This window comes from Brevundimonas variabilis (assembly GCF_014199945.1).
Taxonomy (GTDB): domain Bacteria; phylum Pseudomonadota; class Alphaproteobacteria; order Caulobacterales; family Caulobacteraceae; genus Brevundimonas; species Brevundimonas variabilis.
Genome location: NZ_JACHOR010000003.1, coordinates 104,335 through 125,938, shown reverse-complemented (window position 1 = coordinate 125,938; position 21,604 = coordinate 104,335). Strand labels below are relative to the sequence as shown.

The window sequence follows — 21,604 nt, the reverse complement described above, 5'->3', positions numbered from 1 at the left end:
TTGCAGCAGGGGCTGCAAAATCTCCGCCATGATTTGATCTGCCTCAAGGCGGGGCGCTCTGGGTCCTGCAAGGATGATCCGTCACAGGAGATCGTCATGCCCCCGGAAGCTGTCCCGTTCGTTGTCGCCGTTGTCGCGTTCTTCGGCACGTTCATATTGGCCGTCGGAGGTGCCGCTCTTTGGACGGCCTTCCCGCGGGTCGAAGGCCGGAGCGATGAGCCGACCCCTCCAACCCGCTGAGCAGGCTGCAGGATGCTGCGTCAGCGGCGTCTGCAATGTCAGGGGCGCTCTGCCAGAGACCGCCGACGCGAAGGGGGTGTCAGACCCGTGCTCGAACCCTGGTCGGGCGGGGCACGGGCCTTTTGACCCGCAGCCATAGACTGGACAATTCCATGTGCGACGGTCTACGATACGTTAAATGTCCAGCGGCATGTGGCCAGCCGGGCGACGGTGCACGTAGTCCAACGCAAACTTGTCTCCAATGCTGAGACGAAAAGCGATTTTGAACAATCCGTTTCGGCAACGCTATCGCATGATCGCGATAGCGGCCCTTACTGCAAGTCCGTCCAAACTAAACTTGCCAGCACTCTCATTTCGGCTTGACCCGCGCCGCCCCTGTTACGGCGAAATGGTCTGAGGGCCAAGTTTCGCCGACCGGGACATCGCCGGAAATGGAGGCACTGAGCGGTGTGAAGTATGCGGTCTCAACCAGGATGTGGTCAATCTGGTCCGACCTATGGCCATAAGCGGTGTTCAACGTTGACCGTTCGGCCTGGTCCGGATGCACGCCCGCCAGCAGGGATGTGAAGCGCGGAGTCTGCAGAAGGGTCATCTCGGGATTTGTCAGGGCGGCGTTCAGATCACCCAAGATCACCAACGGCGCGTCTCGCTCACCCAGCCAAGCGAAAAGGCGGGCAATCTGACGATCTCGGATCGCTCCGCCTTCAGGTGTGTGATGCAGATGGGTGTTGACGATGTCGACGGGGCGGTCGCCGACTTTGACGCGGACACGCAGGGCGGTGCGATAGTCGTCAAGTGGCTCAAGCTTCTCCCAGTCGTGCTCCACGATCGGCAGACGCGTCAAGATGGCGTTGCCATAGCGTCGCGGCGATCCGTCAACATCCGTGGAGACGAAGACATGACGATAGCCCAGGATCTGGGCAATCGTGGCCGCCTGGTTGGGAAGGCCGGTGGCAGCGTCCTCCAAAACCTCCTGCAAACCGATCACGTCGGCATCTGCTGCGCGAAGTGTATCAACGATCATCGGCAGCCGATTGGGCCAGTCTCCACGGTCGTGCCAGATGTTCAAGGTGGCCAGACTCAGAACTGGCCCCGCCGTTTTGGATGGTCCTGTAGCGCAGCCGGCAAAGGGGACAGCGGTCAGTGCCATCATGAGTTGGCGGCGGTCGAACATAGGGAACTTTTTGGATTGAAAACGTTGTGAACTTGCAGGCTTGCTATCGAGGAACACATGAGAGTTTGCCGCAATCATGGCGACGGTCATGAATTCGATTTGTGAATGCGGCTGTTTGCAGTCGCGCTTGTCGCTTCTATGCGTTCGCTCGTTGAGGGATAGGATAGCTCATGATTTTCAGATCTTCTCTGCTGGCGATCATGGCAATAATTGACGCCCTCGACCCGGCGAGGCCTCGTGCAGAGGTCGCCGAGGGCCAGTTGATTGGCGACAGCAACAATGGGGTGGCCATCTTCCGTGGAATCCCTTTTGCAGCGCCCCCTGTAGGTGCGGGGCGCTGGGCTCCCCCTCAACCGCCACAGACCTGGACAGGGCTCAGGGATGCGACGGCACCGGGTGCAATCTGCATCCAGCCGCCTTCCAACGGCGACCCGGGCGTTGGGCCGCTTCCGATGAGCGAGGATTGTCTCACCCTCAACGTCTTCGCGCCCCAGGCGCGCACTAGTCCATTGCCGGTCATGGTCTGGATCCATGGCGGAGGATACAACAACGGCTCAGGTACGGCGGCGCTTTACGACGGAACCCATCTCGCGCAGCGCGGTACGGTCGTCGTAACCATCAACTATCGACTCGGACGGCTGGGCTTCTTTGACCATCCCGCCCTGGCTGCCGAGCGCGACGGGAGCGAACCGGCAGGCAACTACGGCCTCATGGATCAGATCGCAGCGCTAGGGTGGGTTCGCGCCAACATCGCGGCGTTTGGCGGCGATCCCCGGCAGGTGACGATATTCGGGGAATCGGCGGGTGGGGCGGCAGTGCTGCAGTTGATGACAGCTCCGTCAGCTCATGGGCTTTTTCATCAGGCCATCGTCCAGTCCGGCCTCGGTCGGCAGCAGTCTGCACGCCTCAATCAGGATCAGGCCGGGCGACCTTCGGCCCAGTCGCTGGGAATGGCGTTTGCCAGCGCGGCAGGGGTTGGCCCCATCTCTACGGCGGATCAGCTTCGAGACCTTCCAGCCGAAACGTTTTTGAAACCGGCACCCGTCTTCTCAACCGACAACCTGATCGTTGATGGAAATCTCCTGACCGAGGACGTTGTCACGGCGTTCGAAGCAGGCCGTCAGGCCAATGTTCCCTTGATGATTGGCACAAACAGCGCGGAGTTCTGGTGGATACGGCCGAACGACGCCGGAGCCTACGGCAGGCTCGATGATTCCATGACGGAGAAAGAACGTCTGGATCTGGTCGACGCCTACGGTGGACCGTCGGGCTATGATGCCCATGTCGTCAGCGACCTCGTGTTCAATGAGCCGGCACGTCATCTGGCACGCCTCCATGCCCGGACAGGCAACCCGACATGGCTCTACCGCTTCGATGTCGTCCCGGCGTCCAATCCCGAGCCCAGCGGCGGGGCGACCCATGCGTCCGAGCGGCCCTATGTGTTCGACAATCTGCACACCGTCGGCAGACCGATGGGCGAGCGCGACTTCCGGGCTGCAACGGCCATGGCCGACTACTGGACTACATTTGCGGTCACGGGCTCCCCGCGCCCGGTTGAACATCCACAATGGCCGCGGTTCGACGCGGGGACCGAGGTGCTTTTGGAATTCACGAACACCGGCCCAACGGTCAAGCCGGTCCCTTTCGGGGACCGGCTTGATCTGATCGCCCGCTACCGGGAGCGTATCGCGCCCTAGAGGGCGTCGAGCACGGCCCCGTGGGTGCGGATCACGTCTGCGTACAGCAGACCGGAATCCTTGATGGTCCGCTCCTGGGTCTGGAAATTCACATGGGTGATCCCGAAGCGCTTCGAATAGCCGAGTGACCACTCCAGATTGTCCAGCAGGGACCAGGCCATATAGCCTTCGAGGTTGACGCCGCGACCGATCGCGTCGTGCGCTGCCTTCAGGTGATTGGTCAGGTAGTCCACCCGCATCGGGTCGTGGATGCGGCCATTGATGGCGTGGGGCGGGTCATACCAGGCCGAGCCATTCTCCGTGATCATGAGGGGCAGACCATTGGTCTGTTCATGCAGCCAGACGAGGGTGTCGGTCAGGGCGGGGGGATAGACCTCCCAGCCGGTCTCGGTGTGGGCATGCTGGATCTGCTTTACCGGTCGCGCGCGAACCGGCCATGCGTCCGGTGCGTTTTCGGGCACGGCGCGTGTGTACCAGTTCAACCCCATCCAGTCGGTCGGCTGACGGATCAGGTCGAAATCCTCGGCCGGGAATTCTCGCCATGCCTCGCCGTAGACGTCCTTGAGTTCTTCCGGGTAGCCGCGTCCCATCAGGGGGTCCAGGAACCAGCGGTTCATCTGCGCTTCGGCGCGTTTGCGAGCGGCCTCGTCTTCGGGCTTGTCGCTGGCCGGGTATTTCGGTTCGATGTTCAGCACGATCCCGATCCGGCCCTCGCCGACTTCACGGAAGCGTTTTACAGCGGCACCATGGGCGCGCAGCACATTGTGCGCGGCGATGACGGCCTCGAAAGCCGAGCGGTGACCCGGGGCCAGGGCTCCGTGAAGATAGCCGCCATCGATGATGACCCAGGGTTCGTTGATGGTCCCCCACGTCTTCACGCGTCCCTTGAACCGCTCGAACAGGACCTGTCCGTAATCGGCGAACCAGTCGGCGATTTCGGGGTTCAACCAGCCACCTCGGTCGTCGAGCGCTGCGGGAAGGTCCCAATGGTAGAGGGTGCAAAGCGGTTCGATCCCGGCCTCGAGAAGTCCATCGATCAGCTGGTCGTAGAAGGCGAGCCCCGCCTCGTTCAGTCGACCCGTGCCGTCCGGCATGACCCGGCTCCAGCTCACTGAGAATCGATAGGCCTTGAGGTTCAACCGCTTCATGATTTCGATGTCTTCGCGCCATCGATTGTAATGGTCGCAGGCAACATCGCCGGTGTCGCCATCCTTCATGTTGCCCGGCGTGTGGCTGAAGCGGTCCCAGATGGATTCGCCCGCTCCGTCGGCCATCGAGGAGCCTTCGATCTGATAGGCGGCAGTCGCGGCGCCCCAGAGAAAATTGTCAGGAAAGGTATAGCGCGTGGGCATCGGCAAGCTCTCGAGTGGCGAGGTCCGCCGAGCGTGGGAGGCTGACGGACGATAGGGCTTCTGGCGGGAAAACGTTCGTGTGGCCAGACTACGGCACTTGCAAGGCACATGGCCAGTGTGTCATGTAACCGATTACAGAAATTAGTCGACGGACCTTCGATAAGGGGGCCGGCATGACATCCCGGGGACGCAGGAAATCCGTTTGGCATCGCTCTCCTGTCATTTTCGGCCCCATGAGGGGCTCCTCGGGTGGCGTCCATGAAGGCCGCGACCATCCGGGATGTGGCTGCCCGCGCCCAGGTCTCAGTGGCCTCGGTGTCCCGTGTCCTGACCGGCGCAGGTGCCGTCACGGAGCCCACCCGTCAACGTGTCCTCGAGGCCGTCGCAGCCCTGGCCTATGTCCCTCATTCCGGAGCGCGCAGCCTCTCCACCAGTCGGACCGACACGGTCGGCGTGGTCTTGCCTGACCTGTTTGGGGAGTTTTTCTCCGAGCTGATCCGCGGCATGGATCTGGCGGCGCGGACGCACGGGCTGCACCTGATCGTCTCGTCCAGCCACGACGACGCCGACGAAGCCTCGGCGGCGATCCGGTCGATGCGCGGGCGGGTCGACGGGATGATCGTGCTGTCGCCGCATCTGGACGCCGCCAACCTGGCCGCCAGCCTGGCGGGATCGCTGCCTGTACTGCTGATGAACGGCGGGGCGACCGATGCCGGAAGGCCTTCTATCGTGGTGGACAACCACGGCGGAGCAGTCGCGGCGGTCGAGCATCTGATCGCCGGCGGCGCGCGCGACATCGCCCATATCTGTGGCCCCACCGGCAATCTGGAGGCCGAGGCCCGGATGGCCGGATATGTCCAGGCCATGGCCGCCGCCGGTCTGAAGGCCCGGGTCGTGGACGGAGACTTTAGTCAGAGTTCGGGTCATGCCGCCGTGCGTGCAATGCTGGCCGAGGGCTCGCATTCGGACGCTATCTTCGCCGGCAACGACGTGATGGCGGTCGGTGCCCTGTTGGCCCTTCAGGAGGCGGGCGTCCGCTGTCCGGAAGACGTCGCCGTTGTCGGATTCGACGATGTGCCGATCGCCCAGCTGGTACGGCCCTCGCTCAGCACCATGCGGATCAATATCGCCGAGACCGGTCGACGCGCGCTGGATCGCCTGGTCGACCTGATCAGGGCCAAGGACGACGAGGCCCTGCCCGCCGACGTTGCCTGCGAGATCGTGCGCCCTGTGCTGGTCGCCCGCGATTCCAGCCGCGCCAACCCATCCATCAACACTCAGGCCTCGGACGACGGTCGAACCGCCGTCAAGAGCACCATTTCTTCAGGGGGACATCAGGATGTCTAGAATGACCACACGAATCCGCACACTGGGCACCGCCTCTGCCCTCGCCGTCGCGGCGTCAATGATGCTGGCGGGCGGCGCGATGGCGCAGGGCTCGACCTCGACTCTTCGCGGTGCGATCACCGACGCCGGTGCGGCCGAAAGCGGCGGCACCATCACCGTGACTGATACTGCCACGGGTTATGTGACGCGTTCGCGGATCGGCACGAACGGAGCTTACACCTTCTCAGGCCTGCGTCCCGGCACCTACCGCGTCGATGTCACGACCGCCGACGGCCAGACGGCCACGGACACGGTGACGATCACTCTGGGTGGCGTCGCCACTTTGAACCTCGACGTCGCTTCGCCTGCCGCGCCGACCGCTCCGGCCGATGCCAGTGCAGCTGATCTGGGCGAGATCGTCGTCACCGGTCGCCGCATCTTCGAGGTTCGCACCTCGGAAGTCGCCACCAACGTCAGCCGCCAGCAGATCAACGACCTGCCCCAGATCAATCGCAACTTCCTGAATTTCGCGGCCTTGGCTCCCGGCGTCGTCGTCCAGGAAGGCGATACGGAGCGCACGATCTCGGCCGGTGGCCAGCCCTCGATCGCCGTCAACGTCTTCATCGATGGCCAGAGCCAGAAATCGACCATCCTGGACGGCGGCATCGCCGGTCAGGACGACAGTCGCGGCAATCCCTTCCCCCAAGCGGCGGTGCAAGAATTCCGGGTCATCAGCCAGAACTTCAAGGCCGAGTATGAACAGGCCGGTTCGTCGATCATCACCTCGGTCACCCGATCGGGCACCAACGATTTCGGCGGCGACATGTTCGTACAGTACCAGCCATCGGACTGGGTCGCGCAGGACATCTTCTCGCAACGGCGCGGCGCGGCTCCCGCCAAGCTCGATCGGCTCCAGTACGGCGGATCGGTCGGCGGCCCGATCATCGAGGACAAGCTCCACTATTTCCTTACCTACGAGCGCAAGGACGAGACGCGCGAGCGCCAGGTCTTCCTGAACCGTACTGAGTACGCCGCTCAGTTTGCCAATCAGCTGGGTACGTTTGAGGCACCGTTCGAGCAGGATTTGTTCTTTGGTAAGCTGTCCTGGCAGGTGGACGACCGCCAGCGCATCGACCTGTCTGCCACTTACCGGACCGAGGCCGATATCCGTGATTTCGGGAACGGTGCAACGGCCTTCTCTCGTGCGAACCAGATCAATCAGGAAACGACCGGCATCGTTCTGAAGCATCAGTTCCAAGGCGACTCCTTCGTGAACGAGTTCTCGATCGACTATCTGGATTCGCTCTATAATCCTGTGGCTTTGAACTTTACCGACGTAGGGCAGACGTTCGTTATCTATCGCGACAACGTGGCGGCCACGCCTGCGTTTGACTTCAACTACAACAACACGGAAGCCACGGTCTTCAATCAGGGCGGTGGTACGAACAACCAGAACATCCAGCAGCAAAGTCTAACGTTCAAGAACGACCTGACGTTCAATGCCATTGAGTTCGGTGGCACCCATACGATCAAAGTCGGTGTCAAATATTCGATGCAGGACTACTATGTTCAAAAAGACTTCAATCGGAATCCGCAGTTCACCTACGATATCACGGCTAATCCTGCAATTTTTGGCTCAGCTACGATTCCGACGCGTGTCACGCTGAACCTGCCGGTCGAGCCGACGGACGCTCAGAACAACGTATTCGGCATCTATATCCAGGACGACTGGCAGGTCACCGACAAGCTGGAACTGAACCTGGGGCTGCGTTGGGACTATGAGGATAATGCTGTCAACTCTGACTATACCACGCCCCAGACTGTGCGTGAGGTCGTCACTCGGATCGCGGGAGCACCGGGCCATGTGCCGTGGGTCAATATCAACGACTATCTGACCGACGGCGGGCGCGAGCCTTTCAAAGACGCTTGGCAACCGCGTGTCGGCTTCTCCTATGACATCTTCGGCGACGAGCGGACTGTATTGTTCGGCGGTGCCGGTCGCTACTACGACCGGATCGGGTTCAACTTCGCCTTTGACGAACGCTACAAGCCCTTCCAACTTAGCCGGACGATCTTCTTCTCGCCCAACGGCGGTACATTCGGAGGGCAGACCAATACGGTGGCCTGGAACGAGACCTATCGAACCGCTGCCGGCCTCGACGCCCTGCTGGGTGGTACTCAGGGCCGGGGGGAAATATTCCTGGTCAAAAACGAAGCTCCGAGCCCCTTCACCGACCAGTTCAACTTGGGTGTTCGCCAGAAAATCGGCGACATTCAGACCTCGCTGACCTTCTCTTATGCCAAGACCCAAAACGAGTTCCAGTGGTCGAGGTTGAACGTGAATCAGTTGAACCAAGTGATCAACAGGCCTTCCAGCTTCACCAACGCTGCGACCAACCAGCCCTATGCTTTCAACGACAGCGTCTTCTATTCCGATCACGAACGTGAACGGACCTACATGGCGATGTTCTTCCAGATCGACCGCCCATATACAGCGGAGTCCGGCTACGGTTACCAGCTGACATACACGCTGGCGGATGGTGAGCAGAACGGTAGCCGCGATCAGGGCCTTGGTAACTTCGACTTCGATTACCCGAACGTGGGCCTCAGCCCGACCTTCAACTCGCCGGGTGTGGAGCGGCACCGGATCGTGGCGTCAGGGACTCTTGACCTGCCGTTCGATTTCCGCCTGTCATCGATCATCACCCTGGGCTCGGGCCGACCATTTACTGGTTTCCCCGGCATCAATGGCACCCCGATCGAATGGAATGCCTACTATCCGGAGAAGAAGGCCTTCCTGCCCGGCCTGAACTTCGCCTATCGCCAGGTCGATCTGCGTCTGACGCGCCCGATCGAACTGTGGAACGGGAATAGTGTCGAGTTCACGCTTGACGCGATCAATGTGTTCAACTTCCGGAACTACAGCGGCTTCAACCAGACGCTCAACCTCGATGGCAACAACGCGGCCCTGCGTCGTCCGAACCCGCTGTTCGGTGCGCCGACGGCCCAGTTCGTGCCGACCCAGAGCTTCCAGGTCGGAATGCGCTACGTCTTCTAGTTTACTCCTGAGCCTGCCGTCTCTCGTTCGCGAGGGACGGCTTTTTTTTTGGGCTCAGGCCATTCGATACGATTTGAAATTGCGTAAGAGGTACTCCCCATGGATCGTCGCCGTTTTCTGATGGGCTCGACCATGGTGGGAGCCATGCTGGCGGCCGGGGCGTGCGCGCCGATACCGGCGGGTCGGGCGGCGATGCCGGGCCTGCCGCTCGATCCCGAGGTGGACGAATTGCAGAAGCGGACCTTCGACTGGTTCGTTCATGTCACCGACCGCGAGCGGGGGCTAACGCCGGATCGTTGGCCGACGAAATCGTTCTGTTCCGTTGCGGCGGTCGGGTTCGCCCTGACCTGCTGGCCCGTCGGCGTCGAGCGGGGCTGGATGAGCCGTGACGAGGCCAGGGCCCGCACCCTGAACACCGTCCGCTTCTTCCATGACGCGCCCCAGGGGCCGGATGCGCGCGGCATGACCGGGCACAAGGGGTTTTTCTATCATTTCCTCGACATGGAGACCGGGCATCGGTTCGGCCGCACCGAACTCTCGACCGTGGACACCACCCTGTTGCTGGGCGGCATGCTGTTCGCGGCGCGATACTTCGACGGGCTGGATGCGGAAGAGGGCGAGATCCGGCGGCTGAGCCAGGCGATCTATGAGCGGGTCGAGTGGGACTGGGCCGTCGTGCGGCCCGACCGGATCAGCATGGGCTGGCATCCGGAGACGGGATACATCCCGGCGGACTGGCATATCTTCAACGAAGGGATGCTGACGCTGTTGCTGGCGATCGGCAGTCCGACACACCCGGTGCCACCCGCCGTCTGGACCGAATGGTGCAGCGTTTATGACAGGAGCTGGACCGACAAATGGGGGCCGGCGCACCTGCATTTCGCGCCGCTGTTCGGACATCAGTACAGCCATATGTACGTCGATTTCCGGGGCATCCGCGATCCCTGGTCGCGGGCCAAGACGGCCGAGACCGGGCGGCCGTTCGACTATTTCATCAACAGTCAGATAGCCGTTGAGGCACAGCGGAAATATGCCGTCGACAACCCGATGGGCTGGGCGGGCTATTCGGCCGATGTCTGGGGCCTGACCGCCTGTGACGGGCCCGGCGATTTCAAACAGACGCTGGCGGGGCGCGAGCGGGCGTTCTTCAGCTATTCCGCGCGTGGGCCGGGCGACCGGGACGACGGCACGATCGCGCCGACGGCGGCGATGGCCTCGATGCCGTTCGCGCCCGATGCGGTGACGGCCTGCCTGAAGACGATGAAGGCGCGGTATGGGCAGGGGGTCTATACCGAGTTCGGCTTTTTGGATTCCTTTAATCCGACGCTGACGGAGCGGGCCGGTCAGTTACAGCATGGGCGGATCGTGCCGGGCGTGGGCTGGGTGGACGGCGACTATCTGGGCATCGATCAGGGACCAATCGTGGTGATGATCGAGAACCATCGCTCCGATCTAATCTGGTCGCGGATGCGAAGTGAGCCGAACCTGCGGCGCGGGCTGGAGCGCGCCGGCTTCACCGGTGGCTGGCTGGCTGCATGATCGACCGGCGGGCCACGCTTGGGTTGATGGCGGGGGCAGGGGCCGCGCTGACAGGCTGCGGGCGCAGTGACGGCATCACACGTCTGACCTTCTGGGCCATGGGCAATGAAGGCTCCAGTGTTCCGCAGATCCTGTCCGCATTTGAGGCCGCCAATCCGGGCATCCGCGTCGAGGTTCAGCCCTTGCCGTGGACGGCTGCACACCAGAAGCTGCTGACGGCATATGCCGGGGAGTCGCTTCCGGATGTCAGCCAGATCGGCAATACCTGGGTCGCGGAACTGGCGGCCATCGGGGCGCTCTCGCCGACCCCCCAGGCCGCAGCAGACCTGCTGGACGACCAGTTTCCGGCGGTCCTGGAAACGAACCAGATCGGTGGTCGGGCAATGGCGACGCCCTGGTACGTCGATACCCGCCTCATCTACTACCGCACGGACATTCTTGCCCAGGCAGGCTTCGACGCCATGCCGATCACATGGGACACCTGGAAGCGGGCCATGCACGCGGTCAAGCGCCGATCAGGGTCCGGCAACTATGCGATCCTGCTTCCGGTTAATGAGTTCGAACAGCTGCTGACCTTCGGACTGCAGGGTGATCAATCCCTGCTCCGCGACAGGGATACGCGTGGCAATTTCTCCAGTGCGTCCTTTCTGGACGCCCTGGCCTTCTACAAAAGTCTTTTCGACGAGGGGCTCGCCCCGGTCGCATCGTCGGCGCAGATCTCCAACGTCTGGACCGAATTCGCCCGAGGCTATTTCGCCTTCTATTTCTCGGGCCCATGGACCATTGGCGACATGAAGAGCCGTCTGCCACCGGAGATCCAGCCCCACTGGACAACCGCAGGCGTGCCCGGGCCGGACGCTGCGGGCGCTTCGGCACCGGGCGGGTCCTCCCTCGCTGTCTTCAGATCTTCCCCGCACCAGGAGGCGGCATGGAAACTGGTGCGCTATCTGTCCGAACCTGCCGTCCAGGCCGAATTCAATGTCATTTCCGGGGATCTCCCGGCGCGGCCGTCGGCCTGGGCCGCGCCCAAGGTCGCATCCGATCCCTATGTCGCCGCCTTCAAGGGCCAATTGGCCCGCGCGAAGGCCGTACCGAAGGTGCCGGAGTGGGAGCGGATCGTCACCGAGATGCAGATCGTTGCCGAGCGCATGGTGCGCGGTGAGTTTACTGTGGCAGAGGCGGGGGCCGAAATCGACCGCCGCGCCGACCGGCTCCTGGAAAAGCGGCGCTGGATGATCGAACAGGGGCGGGCATCGTGACCGCGGCCCGAATGGGAAAAACCGAGCGAGCAGCCTGGGGTTTCGTGGCTCCGTCCCTGATTGCGATCGCCGTCTTTTTCGTCCTGCCGGTGATTTCGGCCCTGCTCCTGAGCCTGACCGACTTCGACATCTATGCCCTGGCAGACCTGTCCAACATGCGCTTTGTCGGCCTGCAGAACTACGAACGACTGCTCGGCAATCCGCTGTTCTGGGGAGCCATGCGCAACACGATGTGGTTCAGCGTCCTGGGTGTACCGCTGACCATCGGGGCCTCCTTGCTGGCCGCCGTGATCCTCAACGCCCGAACCGTGAAATGGCGGCCCCTGTGGCGGGTCATGTTCTTCGCGCCCTATGTCACCACCCTGGTCGCAACGGCCGTGTTGTGGAACTACATGCTCCACACCCGTTACGGAGTCATCAACTGGATGATCACCAGCCTCGGTCTGCCGGCTGTCGACTGGCTGGGCAGTCCCAGCACCTCGATTCCCGCCATACTGATGTTCGTGGTCTGGAAGATCTTCGGCTACAACATGCTGATCTTCCTCGCGGTCCTGCAGACCGTACCGGATGATCTCTACGAGGCCGCCCGGATCGACGGGGCCGGGCCGTGGGCCCGCTTCCAGCATGTCACCTTGCCAGCGATCGGGCCGACGCTGCTGCTGGTGTCGATCATCTCGGTGGCGGGCTTCTTCCAGCTGTTTGCCGAGCCCTATGTCATGACCCAGGGCGGGCCGTCCCAGTCCACCGTGACCGTGCTCTACTTCATGTACGAAGAGGGATTCAAATGGTGGAATCTGGGGTCCGCCAGCGCCGTCGCCTTCATTCTTTTCCTGTGCATCTTCGTCGTCACCCTGCTGCAGCTCGCCGTGTCGCGTCGGCTGGGGGGAGACCACACATGAAGGTCCGGGACCTGCTGCTGAACATCGGCGTGGCCGGAATCGGTCTGATCGTCCTGTTCCCGCTGTTGTGGATGGTCTCGGTGAGCTTCATGTCCACGGGCGAAGCCGCGACCTTTCCGCCACCCCTCCTGCCGAAGACCTGGACGCTTGAGCACTACCGCGACCTGTTCGTGAACCAGGGGATGGGGCGCTACATGTGGAACAGCTTCGCACTCGCCACCCTGGCGACCGCGCTGGCCCTGCTCTTCACGGTGCCCGCCGGCTACGCCTTTGCCAAGCTCGGCTTCCGGGGGCGAGACCGGCTGTTCCAGCTTCTGATCGGGGCCCTGGTCATTCCGGCGCAGATCGGCACCCTGCCGCTGTTTCTCATGCTCAAGTCCATGGGGCTGGTGAACACCTATGCCGGCGCATTGGTCCCGTGGCTGGCGTCGATCTTCGGCCTGTTCCTCGTTCGCCAGTACGCCCTCTCCATTCCCGACGAGATGCTGGAGGCGGCCCGTATCGATGGTGCAACCGAGGGACAGATCTTCAGGCGCATCGTCCTGCCAACCCTGTCGCCCATTCTGGTGACGCTGGGACTGTTTGTGTTCCTTGGCAGCTGGAATGACTTCCTTTGGCCGCTGATCGTGCTGACGGACCAGTCGAACTACACGCTGCCGGTCGCTCTGGCCGCCCTGTCGCGTGAGCATGTGCAGGACGTGGAGCTTATGATGGCCGGGGCGGTCATCACCGTGGCTCCGGTGCTGATCCTGTTTCTGGCGCTCCAGCGTTTCTACATCCGCGGCATGCTCGCCGGCAGCGTGAAGGGATAGTTGATGAAACTTGCCCATCTCATCGACAGCATGACGGCCGGCAGGCGAGTGGAGGGCGGCCGTCGCTCCGTGAAGCCTGCAGCCCCGCTCAGCCGGCAGCAAGCGCCGCGACACGGCTTGTCGGCGGGCCCAGGACGCATCCGGGCCATGGTTCTGGGCCTGCTACTGGCGGTGGTGTCTGCCGCGCCTGCGAGTGCCCAGTCATCTCGCGTTCTCGACGCCTTCGAGGATTTGACGCCCTGGACAGCCGACGCCTCGACCGATGTATCCTCGACCCTTTCGGCGGTCGAAGGTGCCACAGGCGCTGCGCTTCGGCTTGATTACAATTTCAATGGTCGGTCGGGCTATGCCTTTGCCGCGCGGGATCTCTCGTTCGAAGCACCGGAAAACTACGAGATCAGCTTCCGCGTCCGCGGCGTCGGTCCGATCAACACGTTCGAAGTCAAATTTACCGACGCCTCTGGCGAGAACGTGCACTGGCGCCAGACCACGCGTTACGATTTTCCCGATGGCTGGAGCCAGGTCACGATCAAGAAGCGCCAGGTCATCTGGGCCTGGGGACCGAACCCCGACCGTACCTTTCGCGGGGCAGACCGGATCGAGTTCGTCGTCGTCGCGGGCGAGGGCGGGGAGGGGTTCTTCGAAATCGACGATCTGACCCTGCGGTCGTTGCCGCCTGAACCCTCGGTGCCACCACGTCCCGTGGCTACGGCAACAAGTGCGCTCGCACCTGCCATTGCTTCCCTGGCCGTCGATGACGATGCGCAAACGGCCTGGCGCGCAAGCGCGCTGGAGCCGCAGAGCCTGACGCTCGATCTGGGGTATGAGCGGGAGTTCGGAGGCGTCACCCTGCGCTGGACGGACGGGCAATCGGCTTCGGCGTATCGGCTGATGGCCTCCTCGGATCGACGCGACTGGCGTGAGCTGGCTCGCGTGGACGATGGCGATGGCGGCACCGACTGGCTGTTGACGACCGAGGCCTCGGCGCGCTGGTTGCGGCTGGACCTTGTTAGCGCCGTTCCGGCTCCCGACACGCCTCGCCAGGCCGGTCCCGCTGCCTCGTCCGTAGCAGCCGTTCACGGCCTCGCCGACCTGCGGATCGAGCCGCTCGCCTTCGGCAAGGACCGTACGACCTTTCTGACGGCTGTGGCTGGCGAGAGCCGCCGCGGGCTTTATCCGCGCGGGTTCGCTGGCGAGCAGCCCTACTGGACCCTTGTGGGCGTGGACGGCGGCGGTGAGAGCGGGCTGATCTCGGAAGATGGCGCGATCGAGATCAGGCGCGGTGGCCCTTCGATCGAACCCTTCGTGCTGGATAACGGACGGCTGGTAACCTGGGCCGATGTCGGGATCCGTCAGTCTCTGGTGGAGGACGACCTGCCCATTCCTTCCGTCCAGTGGGATCACGAAGACTGGACGTTGCGGATCACGGCCATCGCCGAAGGTATGCCCGGAGCGGCCGCCCTTTACGGCCGTTATGAACTGACCAACAGGTCTTCGCGGGCCAGAACCCTGACACTGGCGCTCGCGGCTCGACCGATCCAGGTCAACGGCCCGGTCCAGTTTCTGGCGGTACCAGGCGGAGCCAGTCCTCTGGAGCAAATCCAGTGGAACGGCACGGAACTGGTTCTGAACGACACCCTCCGGGTCCAGCCGCTTAGCACGCCAGATGATGTCCGGCTGGCAACATTTGCTGCGGGGGCGGATCCCCAGAGTCTGCTCGCGCGAGGCCCGGACGGCCTCCGGGACGCGGCCGTACAGTCAGACAGGTCGGGCTTGATGGCCGGGGCCCTGACTTACGATCTGGTGCTGCAGCCGGGCGAGACGCGCACTGTTGGCTGGGTCACGAGCCTGGAAGGCCCGTTGCCAGGCCTCTCGCCCAGGGTAATCCCGGCGGCGGTTCTTGCTGACGTCCAGGCAAAGGTTTCGGCGGACTGGCGAGAGAAGCTTGACCGCTTCGACCTCGTCGTGCCGCCGGAAGGTCAGCGTATCGAAGACACGATGAAGACGTCGCTGGCCCATATGCTGATGTCGACCCAGGGGCCTGTGCTTCAGCCGGGAACGCGCAGCTACAATCGATCCTGGATCCGTGACGGGGCGATGATGGCCGAGGGGCTCAACCGGTTGGGCCACGCGGACCTGTCTGCAGAATATCTTGAATGGTACGCGCCTTATGTCTTCGACAATGGCAAGGTGCCGTGCTGCGTCGACCAGCGGGGAGCCGATCCGGTCCCCGAGAACGACAGCCACGGCGAATTCATCTTCCTTGCCGCAGAGACCTTCCGATACACCCGCGATCGCGAACTGCTGCGATCGGTCTGGCCACAGGTCCAGGCAGCCATCGGATACATGGATGGCCTTCGTGCCTCGACCCGGGTTGCGGCCAACCAGACGCCGGAGACCCGACACCTGTTTGGTCTGCTTCCGCCGAGCATCAGCCACGAAGGATATTCGGACCGCCCGGCCTGGTCTTACTGGGACGATTTCTGGGGTCTGCTCGGCTATGCCGATGCTGTGCAGATAGCCCTGGCTCTTGACGAGCCCGACGCCGCAGCGAGGTTCGAGTCGGCGCGGCAAGAGTTCAGCGCCGACGTCATGGCGTCGGTAGCCGCGACAGCAGCCCATCATGGCATCGACTGGATCGCCGGCGCTGCCGACCGGGGCGACTTCGATGCGACCTCGACCACCATCGGGCTGTCGCCCGCAGGCCTCCAGGCCGAACTCCCTCAGGCGCTTCTGGCGAGAACTTTCGAGAAATACTGGGAAAACTTCACCGCACGTCGGGCCAACCAGATCCGTTGGCGCGACTACACGCCTTACGAGCTGCGCACGGTCGGTGCGTTCGTGCGGCTGGGACAGCGCGAACGGGCCATGCAGGCGTTGGACTTCTTTTTTGCCGACCGCAGGCCCCAGGCCTGGAATGGCTGGGCAGAAGTCGTCGGGCGCGACCTTCGCGAACCGCGATTCATCGGCGACATGCCCCACGCGTGGATCAGTTCGGACTACATCCGCTCGTCCCTGGAGCTGTTTGTGTACGAGCGGGACGAAGACAAAGCGCTTGTGCTGGCAGCCGGCCTGCCGATGTCCTGGTTCGACAGCTCGACCGGCGTCGGGGTGACGGGCGTTCGTACGCCTTACGGGCCGCTCACCTACAGCCTTCGCCGGAGGGGCGGAGTGACAACACTCATTCTGTCAGGGGACGCTCGACCGCCGGGCGGGTTCATCCTTCCGTGGCCCGGTGATGAGGCCCTGCCTTCGCTCCTGCGAACTGATGGCCAGGATGCCAGCTGGACCGGCCGCAACCTGCACATCCCCGCCGGCACGCTCAGCGTCGAACTGCGTTCAGAAAGCGCCCCGACAGCCCGGCAATGAGATCATAGTCGGACGAAGGCGTTGCCCTCAGCATCGAACAGGTGCGCACGGGCTGGATCGATGTGCAGCTTCAGGGCTTCGCCAACCGAAGGGCGAACCTCGCCCGGCAACTGCACCGTCAGGGTTTCGGGCGACCCGGGATGGTTCACATAGGCATATGTGGCATTCCCCAGGGTCTCTACAAACGCAGCCTTTGCCTCAATCACGTCGCCGTTGCCCGACAATGCGAGATGCTCCGGCCGCACGCCCAGTGTGACGGCTTCTCCTGCCTTTGCTTGGCCGGCGTCGACGTCGACACTGATTTTTTCGCCTGCAGGGGTCGCCACGACAGCCCTTGTCGATGACGCCTCCACGACTTCCGCAGAGATCAGGTTCATCTTCGGGCTGCCGATGAATTCGGCGACGAAGCGGGTGCGGGGGTGTTCATAGAGCTCCATCGGAGCGCCGACCTGCTCGATCACACCGCCGTTCAGCACGACAATCCGATCGGCGAGAGTCATGGCCTCCACCTGATCATGGGTGACGTAGATCATGGTCGTCTTCAAACGGCCGTGCAGGTTGGCAAACTCGTAGCGCATTCGGACCCGAAGCGCGGCGTCGAGGTTTGAAAGCGGCTCATCGAACAGGAAGACATCCGGCTCGCGCACGATCGCCCGGCCAATGGCGACCCGTTGGCGCTGCCCCCCGGACAGGGCTTTCGGCTTGCGATCGAGATAGTCAACGATGTTCAAGGTTTCGGCGGCCGCCATCACCCTTCGGTCGATCTCTGCCTTCCCAGTTTTTGCCAGCGTCAGTCCAAAGGCCATATTCTGGCGCACGCTCATGTGCGGATAGAGGGCATACGACTGGAACACCATGGCGATGCCCCGGTCGGAAGGTCCAAGCGCGTTGACAACGCGGCCCTTGATCGAGACCTCGCCGACGTCAGCGTCTTCAAGTCCGGCGATGACACGCAAGAGGGTGGACTTCCCGCAGCCCGACGGTCCGACAAAGACGACGAACTCGCCATCGCCAATGGCGAGGTCCACCCCTTTCAATACCTCGGTGGTACCGAACGTCTTTCGAATGCCGGCGAGGACGACGTCTGCCATGTGTTTTCCGACCCTGTCGTAGTCTTTTGAGAGAACTGTAACCGGTTACGGGTCGGTGGGCCAATGCATCGTCGATGAACGCCGGCTTCAATTGTCGGGAGGGTCAATCCTTCGGGGGCCGCCCTTCGAGGTCAGCCTGAGACGTACCGGGCAAACCGACATGGACGTGCCTTCGCAGACTGCTGCTTGGGCGCGAGCGTGCAGGGGAGGGATGTCCGATTCTGACTTAAATGGGCGTTTGGGACTGCCTGATTTCGACGGGGGGAGGGCAGCTTACACCTTGCAACGATTAACCTGACAGCCCCCGGGCACCTTTGCTTGAAATCAAGCGGCAAAAGGACCTTTGACCCGCCGCAGTTAACTTGACAGAGCCCATCAAGAGCAGGGTAGGGCGGCTTGTGGCCTGGCGCAGTTCACGTGTCAGCACGGCATCAACGGTTCAGCCGGAACTCCACCGGTTCGCCCGCTTGCGCCGAAGACGTCAGCCATAACCGGAAAAGGCCCGGCTCGACCGTCGGGCGGCCCTGCTGGTTTATAAACTCCAGCTGCTGCCGGGTCAGAGTGAACCGAACCGTCTTGGTCTCGCCCTCCGCCAGCCTCACCTTCTGCCAGTCGCGCAGCCGGCGCACCGGCTGGGTCAGGCTGGCCACGCGGTCGTGGATGTACAGCTGGACAGTCTCCTCGACCGGCACCGAGCCGGAGTTGGTGACCGCCACCGACGCCTCGATCCGGCCATTGCCGTCCATGGTCGCCGACGACAGCTGCACTGTCCCATAACGAACCTCGCCATAGGTCAGGCCATGGCCAAACGGATACAGCGCCGTATTTGTCGTCTCGCGATAGCGGGCGACGTATTCCTGGGTCGCCAGTGCATTGTTCGCCGGACGGCCCGTCGTCTTGTGATCGTAGTAGAACGGCTGCTGGCCCGAACGGTGGGGAAAGCTGACGGGCAGCCGCCCCGAGGGCGACACCGTGCCGAACACCACATCGGCGACGCTGTGGCCCATCTGGCTGCCCAGGAACCAGGTCACCACAATCGCGTCCGCGTCCTTGACGGCGCCAGACAGTTCCAGCGCCCGACCATTGCGCAGCAGAACCACCACCGGCTTGCCAGTCGCCGCCACCGCCTCGGCGAGGGCACGTTGAGGTGCCGGGATGTCGATCTCGGTCCGCGACTGGGCCTCGCCCGACATCTTGCTGCTCTCGCCGAGCGCCAGCACCACGACATCGGCTCCACGCGCCGCCGCGACCGCTGCCGCGATCCCGCCGTCCAGCGCCGCCTCGACATCCGATCCCTGGACGATCACGAGGTCCGATGGGTCGCTCATCGCTGCTTTGAACCCGGCTTCCAATGAGACCTTCCTGGTCTCATCGCCCCAGATGGTCCACGGCCCGAACACGTCGAGATCTGCCGCGAAAGGTCCGATCAGGGCAATCTTCTGGCCATCGCGGTTCAGAGGGAGCAGACCGCCCTCGTTCTTCAGGAGCACGATCGACTTCACACCGGCTTCCCTCGCCAGGTCATGGTGCGCCTTGGCATTAACGACCGCCTTCTCGCGCACAGGGTCGCACCCGCGATAGGGATCGTCGAACAGCCCCAGCATGGCCTTGGCCAGCAGCACGCGCCGCACCGCCTGATCGATCCGCGCCATCGGGACGTCGCCCTTGGCCACCAGGTCTGGAATGTGTTCGAGATACAGCCCCGAAACCATGGACATGTCGACCCCGGCCAGCAGGGCGATCCGCGCCGCATCCCGCCCGTCCTCGGCGAAGCCGTGGGCGATCAGTTCCTGTTCGGAGGTATAGTCCGACACGACGAACCCGGTGAAGCCCCACTCATCTCGCAAGATCTCGGTCAGCATCCGGTGATTGCCGCTGGTCGGCACGCCGTTCAGGTCGTTGAACCCGCTCATGACCGACAAGGCTCCCGCCTCGAATGCGGCCTTGAACGGCGGCAGGAAGGTGCCGCGAAGCGTCGCCTCGCTCATGTCGGTGGTATTGTAGTCCATGCCGCCGATCGCTGCAGAATAGGCCACGAAATGCTTGGGCGTGGCCAGCAGGGCGTCACGATCGGCAAGACCCTTGTCGCCCTGGAAGCCGCGCACCCTTGCCGCCGCCAGCCGCTCGTTCAGCAGCACGTCCTCGCCTGCCCCTTCGACCACCCGGCCCCACCTCTGGTCCCGCGCGACGTCGACCATGGGGGCGAAGGTCTGATGGATGCCGCTGGCAGCCCCCTCGATCGCCGCGGCGCGGGCCGTGCGCAGCGCCAGGTCGGCGTCGAACGCCGCCGCCTCGCCAAGCGGCACCGGAAAGACCGTGAACAGCCCGTGGATGATGTCCGCAGCGAACAGCAGCGGGATCTTCAGACGGCTTTCCTCCACGGCGATGGTCTGAATCCTCCGCCCGGCATCGGCCCCGACACCGTTGAACAGATTGCCGACGGTGCCTTCCCGGATCATTTGGTTGATGCGCTCGGGATCGCCCTGGCCGTCCAGTGGATTGACGTTCTGGGGTCGGAACCGGAACGGATCTCCCAGGATATTCAGCTGGCCCGCCTTCTCGACGATCGTCATCTGCGCGATCAGGGCCTCGACACGCTCGACGTCCTGAGCCCGGACGTTTCCGGGCAACGAAAACAGCCCGGCTCCAAAGGCCGCCAGGCCCGCGGCGCTCAGCACACTGCGGCGGCTCGGGCCGGAACCGGCGTAGTTGGGGAAGTCATTCATATTCAGGCTCTGGCGAAATCTGGACGGCTAAAGACACGATATCGGATTGTAACCGTTTACTTGGTGCCACCGACAGGGCGCGCGCCTCAAATTTGTGAGGAACAAGGAAACCTCACTTCCAGCAGATCTGCGGAGACCGAGGCTACGTATTCTCCGGATTGGCACAGGTTCGGAGCGGATCACGGGCAGGGAGAGACTTTAACCACCGCGCAAACCCAGTCACCGCGGCGCGCTGGGGTAGGCAAAGGTCAGAGATCAGCTGTTCAAGGGGTGAGTGGCGGTGCTGTCAGTCTAACACTAACTTGTCTCCACAGAGGGCGGCGTAAGCCGCTGACGGAGATGATTGTTTGTAGGGCCGATATCGTTCAAGCGCCACCGCTTCCCAGCTGATGTGATCCGTCAGGCGGTTTGGCTGTACTTCTGGTTCAGCCTGAGCTTTCGGGACGTCGAAGAACTGATGGCGGCCCGCGGGATCGAGGTCAGCTACGAGACGATCCGATGCTGGACGATCAAGTTTGGGCCGTTGATTGCTCATCGGCTGAGGAAGCGAAGGCCTGCTCCGTCGCCGCGACGGCACCTGGACGAGGTGGTCTGCAGCATCGGCGGCAAGCGGATGTTTCTGTGGCGCGCTGTCGATGACGAGGGCGAGGTTCTCGACGTTCTGGTCCAGCGCAGACGGGACACCGAGGCTGCACTGAAGCTGATCAAGAGGCTCCTTCGCAACCAGCCGGTTGAACCGCAGACGATTACGACAGACGGCTGGGCTTCATACGGTGCCGCTCTCGAGCAACTGGATCTGAAGCACATCCACCGCCCCGGACGGCTCCGGAAGAACAACCGGATTGAGAACTCCCATCTCTCGATCCGAAGACGGGAACGCCAGCAGCAGCGGTTCAAATCGCAGGCATCTGCCCAACGCTTCCTCACCACCCATGCGGCGATCTACAACACCTTCAACATCCAGCGTCATCTAGTCAGCAGACTCACCCTCCGCCGTTTCCGCAGCGAAGCCGATGCTGTGTGGGCTCTTGCGACTGCCTGAATTTGGCAGGGAAGGGTGCT

Annotated in this window: 13 protein-coding genes; 9 read left to right on the top strand and 4 right to left on the bottom strand. The window is 63.0% G+C overall.

Annotated features, from left to right (window positions below; genetic code table 11):
* Window positions 1-589: 589 nt before the first annotated feature.
* Window positions 590-1,504 carry an endonuclease/exonuclease/phosphatase family protein gene (locus GGR13_RS09310; protein WP_183213261.1) on the bottom strand — a complete coding sequence of 305 codons (915 nt, stop codon included), beginning with the start codon at window positions 1,502-1,504 and terminating at the stop codon, window positions 590-592.
* An 80-nt stretch (window positions 1,505-1,584) separates the two neighbouring features.
* Between GGR13_RS09310 and GGR13_RS09305 the strand changes: the two genes are divergently transcribed.
* Window positions 1,585-3,111, top strand: a complete 1,527-nt coding sequence (locus tag GGR13_RS09305) for a carboxylesterase/lipase family protein (protein ID WP_246347782.1) — start codon at window positions 1,585-1,587, stop codon at window positions 3,109-3,111.
* Here GGR13_RS09305 and GGR13_RS09300 read toward each other — a convergent pair.
* On the bottom strand, window positions 3,108-4,463 hold the full coding sequence (locus GGR13_RS09300) for a GH1 family beta-glucosidase (RefSeq protein WP_183213260.1): 1,356 nt from the start codon (window positions 4,461-4,463) through the stop codon (window positions 3,108-3,110). The two genes, GGR13_RS09305 and GGR13_RS09300, sit on opposite strands and share 4 nt — an antisense overlap.
* 258 nt (window positions 4,464-4,721) lie before the next feature.
* Between GGR13_RS09300 and GGR13_RS09295 the strand changes: the two genes are divergently transcribed.
* The 7 genes from GGR13_RS09295 (at window position 4,722) to GGR13_RS09265 (ending at window position 16,725) form a co-directional block, all read left to right on the top strand.
* Window positions 4,722-5,810, top strand: coding sequence for a LacI family DNA-binding transcriptional regulator (locus tag GGR13_RS09295; RefSeq protein WP_183213259.1), 1,089 nt, complete (start codon window positions 4,722-4,724; stop codon window positions 5,808-5,810).
* Window position 5,811: 1 nt separating this feature from the next.
* Complete coding sequence (locus GGR13_RS09290) at window positions 5,812-8,847, top strand: TonB-dependent receptor (RefSeq protein WP_246347781.1); 3,036 nt, start codon at window positions 5,812-5,814, stop codon at window positions 8,845-8,847.
* Between the two features lie 99 nt (window positions 8,848-8,946).
* Window positions 8,947-10,386 carry a glucoamylase family protein gene (locus tag GGR13_RS09285; protein ID WP_183213257.1) on the top strand — a complete coding sequence of 480 codons (1,440 nt, stop codon included), beginning with the start codon at window positions 8,947-8,949 and terminating at the stop codon, window positions 10,384-10,386.
* Window positions 10,383-11,645, top strand: coding sequence for a sugar ABC transporter substrate-binding protein (locus tag GGR13_RS09280; protein ID WP_183213256.1), 1,263 nt, complete (start codon window positions 10,383-10,385; stop codon window positions 11,643-11,645). Before GGR13_RS09285 ends, GGR13_RS09280 begins: the two co-directional genes overlap by 4 nt.
* Complete coding sequence (locus tag GGR13_RS09275; protein ID WP_343060333.1) at window positions 11,642-12,544, top strand: carbohydrate ABC transporter permease; 903 nt, start codon at window positions 11,642-11,644, stop codon at window positions 12,542-12,544. The genes GGR13_RS09280 and GGR13_RS09275 overlap by 4 nt, the downstream gene beginning before the upstream one ends.
* A complete protein-coding gene (locus GGR13_RS09270; RefSeq protein WP_183213255.1) occupies window positions 12,541-13,356 on the top strand; it encodes a carbohydrate ABC transporter permease in 816 nt (271 codons plus the stop codon). The genes GGR13_RS09275 and GGR13_RS09270 overlap by 4 nt, the downstream gene beginning before the upstream one ends.
* A 147-nt stretch (window positions 13,357-13,503) precedes the next feature.
* A complete protein-coding gene (locus tag GGR13_RS09265) occupies window positions 13,504-16,725 on the top strand; it encodes a discoidin domain-containing protein (protein ID WP_183213254.1) in 3,222 nt (1,073 codons plus the stop codon).
* Between the two features lie 2 nt (window positions 16,726-16,727).
* On the opposite strand, the gene GGR13_RS09260 is transcribed toward GGR13_RS09265, so the two are convergent.
* Window positions 16,728-17,816 carry an ABC transporter ATP-binding protein gene (locus GGR13_RS09260; RefSeq protein ID WP_183213253.1) on the bottom strand — a complete coding sequence of 363 codons (1,089 nt, stop codon included), beginning with the start codon at window positions 17,814-17,816 and terminating at the stop codon, window positions 16,728-16,730.
* A 431-nt stretch (window positions 17,817-18,247) separates the two neighbouring features.
* Window positions 18,248-20,542 (bottom strand): glycoside hydrolase family 3 N-terminal domain-containing protein, encoded by a 2,295-nt coding sequence (locus GGR13_RS09255; RefSeq protein WP_183213252.1) that lies wholly within the window; start codon window positions 20,540-20,542, stop codon window positions 18,248-18,250.
* Between the two features lie 343 nt (window positions 20,543-20,885).
* Between GGR13_RS09255 and GGR13_RS09250 the strand changes: the two genes are divergently transcribed.
* Window positions 20,886-21,584, top strand: coding sequence for an IS6 family transposase (locus tag GGR13_RS09250; RefSeq protein WP_183213251.1), 699 nt, complete (start codon window positions 20,886-20,888; stop codon window positions 21,582-21,584).
* Window positions 21,585-21,604 lie beyond the last annotated feature (20 nt).